This is a genomic window from Candidatus Methylomirabilota bacterium, assembly GCA_035936835.1.
GTDB lineage: Bacteria > Methylomirabilota > Methylomirabilia > Rokubacteriales > CSP1-6 > AR37.
In genome coordinates, this window is record DASYVT010000030.1 from 1 (window position 1) to 5,762 (window position 5,762).

The window sequence follows — 5,762 nt, forward strand, 5'->3', positions numbered from 1 at the left end:
AAGATGGGCGATGCGGGCGGCGATCTGGCCGCTCGTAAACATCTCCACGATAGAGAGTGTCGCCTGACGCGCCGTGAGCTCTGCCAGCACCACGCCTTCCAGCGTCTGATCATCTTCACCCAGGATGAAGTTGCCGAGCCGCTTGCGTATCTCTCGCTCCACCGGTTCGAGCTTGCGTCGGATATCGTCCAGGTCGGCGCCGCGAGCTGTCAGCTTGGTCTCGAGCTGCGGATAGTGGGCGCGGAAGCCGAGCTTCACGCTCCCGTCCGGCACGAGCGCCTCCACTCCCGTGAGCAGCGAGTCGACGTGCGATTCGCCGAGCCCGTACGAGTGAAACCGCTTCAGATGGATGATCGCCTGCAGGCCGCTCTTGGCGAGGAGGCGCGGGATGATCTGCTCCTCGAGCATCCGCTTGAGCTCGCGCGGGACTCCGGGAGTGAAGAAGAACCGGGCCTTGCCGATGTCGAGCGCGAATCCGCAGGCGGTGCCGATCGGGTTGTCGATCACCTCCGCGGTGACGGGCAGCATGGCCTGCTTCCTGTTGTTCGGCGGCATCACGCGGCTGCGCCGGTTGAAGAAGTCCTCCATCCGGACCAGCCACTCGTCGTTGAGGACGAGCTCGACGCCGGCGGCCTGGGCGGCGACTTCCTGGGACAGGTCGTCGACGGTGGGGCCCAGGCCGCCGTTGACGATAACCGCATCGGCGCGCTGTCCCGCGAGCTGAAACGCCTGCAGCAGGCTCTCGCGGTCATCGCCGACCGTCGTTTCCCAGTGGACGGAGAGGCCGACGTCCCCGAGCTTCTGGCTCATGTAGCTGAAGTTGGTGTTGACGGTTTCCCCCGTCAGCACCTCGTCGCCCGTGCAGATGATCTCGATTCGCATGCCTGGCCTTTCAGGAGCCGGCCAAGGTCGGCCGGTCGAAGCGGAGGTCACGCCAAAGGGGTTGAAGCGCGTCGCGCCCGAGCGCTAGTCGCGCGAGCACGTCCCCCACCACCGGGGAGAGAGCGAAGCCATGGCCGGAGAAGCCTGCCGCGACGAGCACGCCCTCGACGCCGGGGAGCGGACCTATCACGGGGAGCTCGTCGGGCGTGAATGCCTCGAGCCCAGCCCAGCTCTCGGCGAGCTTGCAGCCGGTCAACGCCGGGTAGACTTCGCCAGCGACTTCCAGGCTTGCCTTCACGCTCTCATCGAGCACTTCCCATCGATTCGCCTCATGGTCTGCGATCCGCGCCGGCCAGCCGCCGCCGATCAGGTAGGCGCCATCGGCGAGCTGCTTGAGGCTCAACTTCCTGTCGAAGCAACTGACGACAGGCGCCAGCCCGATCGGCCCCGGCTCGGACAGCAGCATCTGAAGCGGCCGCGTGATCAGCGGAAGGCTGACGCCGAGGCCCACCAGCAGGGAAGCGGTCCAGGCGCCGGCCGTCACGATGGCGACGTCAGAGGGCTGCCGCGCGCCGTCGCCGCGCTCGACGCCCACGACGCGGCCGCGCTCGGCCACCAGCCTATTCACGCCCACGCCCTCTTCGATGCGCGCGCCGAGACGTCGCGCCGCCGCTGCGAAGGCTTGCACCGTGGCCATCGCCCCGGCCTGGCCATCGATGGCGGAGTAGACGCCACCGAGACAACCGGGCGTGATGCCTGGCGCCAGACGTCGCGCCGATGCCGCATCGACGGTCTCGAGGGGGACACCGTCGGCGCATTGCTCGGCGGCCCAGGTCGGCGCCGCCTGCCATGCCTTGTCATCGAGCGCCACGCGAAGCCCGCCGCCACGACGGTAACGGGTTTCACCTTCCAGCTCGCGGTCGAGCCCCGGCCAACGCCCGAGACTCTCGAGGGCGAGCCGCCGCTCCGCGGGATCGCGGCCCATTGCCCGCACGCCGGCAGCGCTCGCCCCCGAAGCGGCCGAGCCGACGCGCGCGCGCTCGAGCACGGTCACGGACAGCGACGGATCGGCCCGGCGGAGATGGAACGCGGCGCTCAGGCCCATGAGACCGCCTCCGACGATCACGACAGACATGGAGGGGAGTCTAACCCGAATCACTCAGGCGCAAGCAGAGCCGTCAAACCCCATGGTAGGCTAGGCCCTCGCTTCGGAATTCGCTCACTCACAAGGAGGAGCACGCATGAGGTCGTTGCGCACTGCCGTTGGCGTCTTCGTGGCGTTGACCCTGATCTTCCTCGTGGGCCGTCCCGCAGCAGCCGCGGAGACCATCCGCATCGGCTACCTCGGCCCCCTGACCGGCATCTTCGCCCAGGCCGGCAGGGACATGCTCGACGGCCTCAAGCTGTCGCTCGAGGAGGTCAGTTACCAGGCGGGTGGCCGCAAGATCGAGCTGGTCGAGGAGGATACCGAGGGCAACTCGGCGACGGCGCTCGCCAAGTACCGTAAGCTCGTCGATCACGACAAGATCCACGTGCTCACGGGCGTCCTCCTCGCGAACGTGGGCAACAGCCTGGTGCCGCAGATCGAGCGCGACCAGCTCCCGACGCTCTTCCTCACCACGCCCGATGACCTGACCAAGCGCAAGATCGCCAAGTGGCTCCTGCGCTCGAACTTCGCGGCGAGCCAGATCATGCATCCGCTCGGCGATTACGCGGCGAAGACGCTGAAGTACCGTCGGGTGGCGACCGTCGCCATGGACAATCCCTTCGGGCACGAGGAGATCGGCGGATTCCAGCGCGTGTTCGAGGACGGCGGGGGCAAGGTCATCCAGAAGCTCTGGGTGTCGCTCAACGCGCTCGACTTCGCGCCGTACCTGACCCAGATCGAGAAGGACGTCGACGCCGTCTGCGCCGTCTTCGTGGCGGGCCAGGCCGTACGCTTCGTGAAGCAGTACGGAGAATCCGGGCTCCGGGGAAAGGTGCCGCTCATCGGCACCGGCGTCATGACCGACGAGAGCGCGCTGCGGGGCATGGGCGACGAGGCGGTCGGGATCGTCGGCTCGCTCCTCTGGAGCCCGACCCTCCAGAACCCCGCCAACCAGCGATTCATGAAGCTCGCCGAGGCGAAGTTCGGGAGAACGCCGGCCTACTTCAGCGCCATCATGTACAGCTCGGGGCGGTGGATAGCCGAGGCCGCGCAGTCCCTGAGCGGCCAGGTCGAGGATCGCGAGAAGCTCGTCCTCGCGATACGTCGCGCCATCGAGCGGACGCCCGATCCGCGTGGACCGATCAAGCTCGACGAGTACGGCAACCCGACGGAAAACGTCTACATCGTCCGCGTGGACAGAGCCGGCGGCAAGCTCGTGAACACCGTCATCCACACCTATCCGCTCGTATCCCAGTTCTGGACGTACAAGCCGGAGGAGTTCCTCAAGACCCCCGCCTACTCGCGCGACTATCCTCCCGTCAAGCCCTGACGTGCCGTCCGATGCGCTTCGGGTTCTTTTTCTGGCCGTACACGCCGGAGTACACGGCGCGCATGGCGCGCCTCGGGGACGAGCACGGCTTCGACATGGTCGGCATCGCCGACACGCCGGGCAATGCCATGGACCCGTGGGTCGCGATGACGCTGGCCGCTTCGGCCACATCGCGCGTGCGGCTCGCCACGTGCGTGACGAACCTGGTCACTCGCCATCCGGCCATAACGGCGTCGGCCGCGGCGTCCGTCGACGTCGCCTCGGGCGGCCGTACCATTCTCGGTATCGGCTCGGGGCACAGCGGTGTCGCCAACGTCGGCGGCGCTCCCACGGGGGCGGGGGCCTTGCGTGAAGGGGTCGGGTTTCTCAGAACGGTGCTGAGCGGGGAGCCGGCGTCGTGGCGCGGCGTCACCACGCACCTGCCCTGGGTGCGGCGCCGCGTGCCGGTCTATGCCGCCGCGTCGGGACCGGGTGCGCTCCGCGCGGTGGGCGCCGTGGCCGACGGCGCGTTCGTGAACTACGGTCTCGGATCCGAGCACGTGAGCCGGGCGCGGGAGCTGATCGAGGCGGGCGCCAAGGAGGCGGGCCGGCCGGTGGCCGACGTCGACGTGTGGTCCATCGCCTGCCTCGACGTGAGCGCCCGGCGCGAGACGGCCTACGAGAAGCTCGGCAATATTCTGGGCTTCGTCGCCGCGTACATCCTTGGACCCGATCCGGAGGGGCGCGGCGTTCCTCCGGAACTTGTGCCCAGCGTGCGGGAGCTCCGGGCCAGCTACACGACGCGGCAGCGGGAGATGGACCCCACGCTGGTGAAGCGGCTCGGCCTCTTCGATTACCTTCGCGCCCGGCTCGCCATCGCGGGGACGCCCGAAGACTGCGTCGGTCAGGTGCGCGCCGCCGAGGCCGCGGGGGTGACGCAGCTCATGTTTACGGTCAGCCTCGCCGCCGATCCCGTGAGCACCGTGGAGCTGTACGGGCGCGAGGTGATGCCCGCGCTGGCGCGTTGAGAAAAGGCGGATCGAGTTGATCGTCGACGTCCCCTGCGCTTCTGGCGGGCGTGGCGTGTGTGGGCGCGGATCGTCTCGTCATCGGTAGCGACGCGCCGTTCGCGGTGGGCAGCCTCGCCCGCTCGATCGCGTCAATCCGCGAGTTCGAGTTTCTTCCAAGGCGCGACCGGGAGCGGATCCTCGGCGCGAACGCGAAGGCGTTTCTCGACGGCAGCGCCTGAGCGCGCCGCCCGGGCTCCCACGTCACTGGAGACGCGGGATCACGCGCTCGGCGAAGAGCCGCATCGAGGCGAGCACGCGCTCGTGCGGGATCCGTCCGCCGACGTTCATCCAGACGGACAGCGTCGTGTAGCCGAGGGACTCGCGCAGCTCCAGCAGGCGCTCGGTGACCGCTTCGGGCGTGCCGTAGACGACCAGCTCCCGGAGGACCTCGTCGTAGCTCATGCGCCCGAGCTTGGCGGCTTCCTCCCGCCTCGTGCCTCCCTTGCCGAGCGCCTCGGCGATCACGCGGAAGAAATGCATGGTGCTCGCCTCGGGCTCCTCGCGCGCCCGGCGCTCGGTGTCGGCCACGTAGACGGGCACGATCAGCGCAACTGGGCCAAGCCCCGGATGCCCGGCCTCGCGCCAGCCCTCGTGGTAGCCGCCGATGAAGCGCTCGAGGTCGCTGATCGATGTCGTCCGGACCGCGATGAAGATCGGCAGGCCCATGCGCCCGACCAGCGGATAGGTCTCCTGGGTGGTCGCGGCGACGCGGAGCGGCGGATACGGTTTCTGGAACGGCTTGGGCAGCACACAGACGTCCCGGAACTGGAAGTACTTGCCCTCGTAGGTGAACCGCTCCTGGGTCCACGCCTTGATCAGGATGTCGAGCGTCTCCTGGAACCGCTCGCGGCTCTCGCTGTAGGGGATGTTGAAGCGCTGGTAGTGCTCGGGCAGCCCGCTCCGCCCCACGCCGAAATCCAGCCGCCCCTTGCTCAGGTGGTCGAGGGTGGCCACGTCCTCGGCCAGGCGCAGCGGGTGGGCGAGCGGCAGGACCTGGACGGCGATGCCGATCTTCACCCGCCGGGTCCTGGCGGCGATGGCCGTCGCGACGATGAGCGGTGAGGAGAGTACGGAGCGGTCCTTCTGGAAGTGGATCTCGGCCAGCCACACGGCGTCGAAGCCCATCTCCTCGGCCGCCGTCATCTCGGCGAGCGACTCGTCGAAGGCCTGAGCCTCGTCCATCCCCGGCGCGCACTGGAACTCGGTGAAGAGCCCGATCTCCATGCTATCCCCGGAACCGCGGCATAACTTCGTGGGCGAACAGCTCCATCGACCGGCGGATCTTCTCCTGCGGCAGGCCGCCGAAGTTCATCCAGCAGAGCACCTGTCCCACGCCCATCGCCTGCATCGTCTC

The 5,762-nt window shown here is 68.5% G+C and carries 6 protein-coding genes; 3 read left to right on the plus strand and 3 right to left on the minus strand.

Annotation, left to right across the window (positions count from 1 at the left end):
* Positions 1 to 882 (minus strand): CinA family nicotinamide mononucleotide deamidase-related protein (locus VGV06_02715; protein ID HEV2054067.1); only part of this gene is annotated, 882 nt, incomplete at its 3' end.
* A gap of 10 nt (positions 883 to 892) precedes the next feature.
* A complete protein-coding gene (locus VGV06_02720; GenBank protein ID HEV2054068.1) occupies positions 893 to 2,017 on the minus strand; it encodes an FAD-binding oxidoreductase in 1,125 nt (374 codons plus the stop codon).
* A gap of 106 nt (positions 2,018 to 2,123) precedes the next feature.
* Here VGV06_02720 and VGV06_02725 point away from each other — a divergent pair, with 106 nt between their 5' ends.
* Genes VGV06_02725 through VGV06_02735 form a run of 3 tightly spaced genes read left to right on the plus strand, consistent with a single transcriptional unit; the run spans position 2,124 to position 4,587 of the window.
* A complete protein-coding gene (locus VGV06_02725) occupies positions 2,124 to 3,359 on the plus strand; it encodes an ABC transporter substrate-binding protein (protein ID HEV2054069.1) in 1,236 nt (411 codons plus the stop codon).
* Positions 3,360 to 3,370: 11 nt separating this feature from the next.
* Entirely contained in the window at positions 3,371 to 4,366 is a 996-nt protein-coding gene (locus VGV06_02730; protein ID HEV2054070.1) for an LLM class flavin-dependent oxidoreductase, read from the plus strand.
* Between the two features lie 59 nt (positions 4,367 to 4,425).
* Positions 4,426 to 4,587 (plus strand): hypothetical protein, encoded by a 162-nt coding sequence (locus tag VGV06_02735; protein ID HEV2054071.1) that lies wholly within the window; start codon positions 4,426 to 4,428, stop codon positions 4,585 to 4,587.
* 22 nt (positions 4,588 to 4,609) lie between these two features.
* Here the strand turns inward: VGV06_02735 and VGV06_02740 are convergent, their stop codons facing one another.
* Entirely contained in the window at positions 4,610 to 5,632 is a 1,023-nt protein-coding gene (locus tag VGV06_02740) for an LLM class flavin-dependent oxidoreductase (GenBank protein HEV2054072.1), read from the minus strand.
* Positions 5,633 to 5,762 lie beyond the last annotated feature (130 nt).

What these genes read in the sequence shown, in the direction of transcription:
- VGV06_02725 (HEV2054069.1), top strand. Translation starts at nt 2,124, where the DNA reads ATGAGGTCGTTGCGCACTGCCGTTGGCGTCTTCGTGGCGTTGACCCTG.
- VGV06_02740 (HEV2054072.1), bottom strand. Translation starts at nt 5,632, where the DNA reads ATGGAGATCGGGCTCTTCACCGAGTTCCAGTGCGCGCCGGGGATGGAC.
- VGV06_02720 (HEV2054068.1), bottom strand. Translation starts at nt 2,017, where the DNA reads ATGTCTGTCGTGATCGTCGGAGGCGGTCTCATGGGCCTGAGCGCCGCG.
- VGV06_02730 (HEV2054070.1), top strand. Translation starts at nt 3,371, where the DNA reads ATGCGCTTCGGGTTCTTTTTCTGGCCGTACACGCCGGAGTACACGGCG.